The organism is Acidovorax sp. KPB24-03 (assembly GCF_057546605.1).
Genome location: NZ_BAAJYR010000402.1, coordinates 1 through 3,164, shown reverse-complemented (window position 1 = coordinate 3,164; position 3,164 = coordinate 1). Strand labels below are relative to the sequence as shown.

Here is a 3,164-nt window from a genome sequence, read left to right as displayed (position 1 = left end):
CGCGCCAGGGGCGTGGGGCGAGGGGATGGTGTTGCGGCGGTCGAAAACGGTGGGCATGGAAGGCTCCTGGGGCGGGTTGGGGGATCAGGACAGGCGTGTGCCTCTCCGTGCCTCCAATGTGCCCACCGGGGCCTGCCGCCGCGAGCCGATTGCGACGAACGCACGGCCCGGGCGCCTGAGCTGCGCTGGCGCAGCGCGAATGGGCCGTCGGGGATGGGTTGTCAGGGCCGGCCGCGTTCAGCCCGGCCCGCCGCCCTGGCGCTTGTGCTCGCGCAGCATGAACAGGTACAGGCTCTCGACCTTCTCGCGCGCCCAGGGTGTCTTGCGCAGGAACTTCAGGCTGGACGCCACGCTGGGATCGCTTTCGAAGCAGCGCAGGGCCACGCGCTGCGCCAGGCCTTCCCAGCCGTAGTAGTCGTGCAGCGCGACCACGATGGCTTCGAGCGTGATGCCGTGCAGGGGGTTGCGCGGCTGCCTGGCCGGTGGCGTGGGTGGCGTGGCGTTCGGGGTGGAAGGCGCGTTGGTGGCGCTGGGGGCGGGGGTTTCGCCGGGCTCGGGGACTTCGGGTTCGGTCATGCCGGGAGCATACGGCCCCGCGCGGCCGGTGGAGGGCGGCCTCGCGCGGGCATGCATCAAAAAGGGCCCCAGTGCAATCTATACTAGGGCGTTTAGCTATGAAAAATATAGCAAACGTTCAGGTCTGCAGATACCGCTCGCTGGCGAACAGCTCGGCCGCCCAGTCCACGAAGGCCCGCACCTTGGCGCTCAGGTGCCGGTTGGGCGGGTACACCACGTAGATCGGGATGGGCGGAATGGACCACTCGGGCAGCAGCCGCACGAGGTCGCCGCGCTCCAGTTGCCGGGCCGCCTGGAACAGCGTGATCTGCCCCACGCCGCGCCCCGCGACCAGCGCCGCCGAGTACGCGTTGGACTCGTTCACCGCCAGTTGCGAGGGCCCGGTGACCTCGATCATCTCGCCGTCGCGCACGAACTCCAGCGGGTAGCGGCGGGTGGACAGCGGCGAGAAATAGATCACGCTCTTGTGGTCGCCCTCCAGATCGAGGGGGTGGGTGGGCGTGCCGTAGCGCTCCAGGTAGGAGGGCGCGGCCACGGTGACGAAGGCCAGGTTGCCGATGCGCCGTGCCACCAGCGACTGGTCGGTCAGCTCGCCGCCGCGGATCACGCAATCGACGTTGTCGCCGATCAAATCCACCGGCCGGTCGCTCACGCCCAGGTCGATCTGGATGTCGGGAAACCGCGCATGGAACTCCTCCAGCCGCGGAATGATGAGCAGCCGCGCCACGGAGGTGCCCACGTCCACGCGCAGCCGGCCGCTGGGCGTGGCGCGCGCGTGCGTCATGCTCGCCTCGATGTCGTCGAAATCGGCGAGCAGGCGCACCGTGCGGTCGTAGTAGGCCGCGCCATCGGCCGTGACGGTCACGCGCCGCGTGGTGCGGTTGAGCAGCTTCACGCGCAGCCGCGCCTCGAGCGCCTGCACGTACTTGGTGATGGTTGCCTTGGGCAATTGCAGCGAATCGGCCGCCCGCGTGAACGTGCCTGCCTCCACCACCCTTGCAAAAACCCGCATGGCCTGGATCTGGTCCATGGGCCCTCCTTGTTCTCTCTGGCCCCGAATGGGGCCAAGGAATTCTCACACGGGCCCGTGCCGCCGATTGTTCGGCAATCGGAAACAGAGCTGTGGCATTTGGCTGGTTTATCGTCGGCGGCTGCGTCGCTACATTTCACATCACCCGGTCTTGTCCGGTCACCGCCATGTCCAGCACCTTCACCCCATCGCCATCGTCCTCCACCTGCACCGACACCACCATTGAGGTGGCCAAGGGGCAGGAAGTGTCCGTGCGCATGTACGGCCGCAAGAAGCCCAAGGAAACGCTGCCGCTGGTGGTGCACTTCCATGGCGGCGCGTTCGTGGCGGGCGATCTGGACAACGGCTGCACGGTGGCCCGGCTGCTGGAGCGCGCCGGCGCGCTGGTGGTGTCGGTGGCGTACCCGCTCTCGCCCGACCATCCCTTCCCGCAGCCGGTGGACGCCGGCTACCTGGTGCTCAAGTGGGCGCACAAGCACCGCACCCGCCTGGCCGGTCCCGGCGCCGGGGTGTACGTGGCGGGGGAGGAGGCCGGCGGCAACCTGGCCGCGGGCGTGGCGCTGATGGCGCGCGACCAGTCCCATCCGCCGCTGGCCGGGCAGATCCTGCTGTCGCCCATGCTCGACCCCTGCGGCGCCACGCCCTCGGTGCGTGCCGCCATGGGCGAATCGACCGCCTGCAAGTGGGCCGATGGCTGGCTGCAGTTCCTGCGATGCACCCGCGATGCCGAACATCCCTATGCCGTGCCCGCGATGGCGCAGCGGCTGGCCGGCCTGCCGCACACGCTGGTGCTGGTGGGCGACGACGATCCCATGCGCGACGAAGCCCTCGCCTACGCCAACCGGCTGCAGGCGGCGGGGCTGGAAGTCACGCAGCACGTGTTCGCCAAGGCGAACCAGTGGCCCGATGCCCTGCTGCAGCCCGGTTCGGGCGAATGCCCCTGTGCGCCCGAGGTTCAGGCGCAGTTCAGCCGTTTCTTCGAGGCCACCCGATGTCCTGCGCCCTGACCCTCACCACCACCGACCTGCCCGCGCGCTGACCCGCGGGGTGCATTGACCTCAACCCCGGTTGAGGTTTGATACTGCGATCCGCTTCGGCGAGCCGCAATACCCGCCTTTCGCCGCCTTTCCGCTGCTTGCTGCGTCCCTTTTGTTTTCTGGCCCCCGTGGGCCGGAAGGGGCAACCCTTGCCCTATCGATTTCGACTTTTGCTTTGAAAAAACCCGGAGGACTTCCACCATGAACCCGCAACACACTTCCCCTTCCCGTCGCCGCTGGTGGGCTGCCGCCGGCGCCGCGGCCGCCATCGCCGCCGCGGGCGGCACGCTCTTCGGGCTGCCCAGCTCGCATGCCGAATCCCCGGCCCCGGAAGCCGCGCCGCCCGCGGTGCCCGTCTCGGTGGCCGCCGTGCTGCAGCAGGAGATCGCGCTGTGGGACGAGTTCTCGGGCCGGCTCGAAGCCGTGCAGCGCGTGGACATCCGCCCGCGCGTGGGCGGCGCCGTGCAGGCCGTGCATTTCCGCGAAGGCTCGCTGGTCAAGCAGGGCGACCTGCTGGTCAC

At 69.3% G+C, this 3,164-nt stretch carries 3 protein-coding genes and 1 pseudogene; 2 read left to right on the top strand and 2 right to left on the bottom strand.

The window, feature by feature from the left end:
* Positions 1-237: 237 nt before the first annotated feature.
* Together AC27KI_RS21655 and AC27KI_RS21650 are read right to left on the bottom strand one after the other, a co-directional pair.
* On the bottom strand, positions 238-576 hold the full coding sequence (locus tag AC27KI_RS21655; protein ID WP_487090663.1) for a VF530 family protein: 339 nt from the start codon (positions 574-576) through the stop codon (positions 238-240).
* 118 nt (positions 577-694) lie between these two features.
* Positions 695-1,606: a LysR family transcriptional regulator gene (locus tag AC27KI_RS21650; protein WP_317359537.1), complete on the bottom strand. Its 912-nt coding sequence runs from the start codon at positions 1,604-1,606 to the stop codon at positions 695-697.
* Positions 1,607-1,773: 167 nt separating this feature from the next.
* On the opposite strand from AC27KI_RS21650, the gene AC27KI_RS21645 reads away from it, so the two are divergent.
* Together AC27KI_RS21645 and AC27KI_RS21640 are read left to right on the top strand one after the other, a co-directional pair.
* Complete coding sequence (locus AC27KI_RS21645) at positions 1,774-2,613, top strand: alpha/beta hydrolase (protein WP_487090662.1); 840 nt, start codon at positions 1,774-1,776, stop codon at positions 2,611-2,613.
* A 231-nt stretch (positions 2,614-2,844) separates the two neighbouring features.
* Positions 2,845-3,164: pseudogene (locus AC27KI_RS21640) on the top strand (efflux transporter periplasmic adaptor subunit); the annotation flags it as partial.

What these genes read in the sequence shown, in the direction of transcription:
- AC27KI_RS21650 (WP_317359537.1), bottom strand. Translation starts at nt 1,606, where the DNA reads ATGGACCAGATCCAGGCCATGCGGGTTTTTGCAAGGGTGGTGGAGGCA.
- AC27KI_RS21645 (WP_487090662.1), top strand. Translation starts at nt 1,774, where the DNA reads ATGTCCAGCACCTTCACCCCATCGCCATCGTCCTCCACCTGCACCGAC.
- AC27KI_RS21655 (WP_487090663.1), bottom strand. Translation starts at nt 576, where the DNA reads ATGACCGAACCCGAAGTCCCCGAGCCCGGCGAAACCCCCGCCCCCAGC.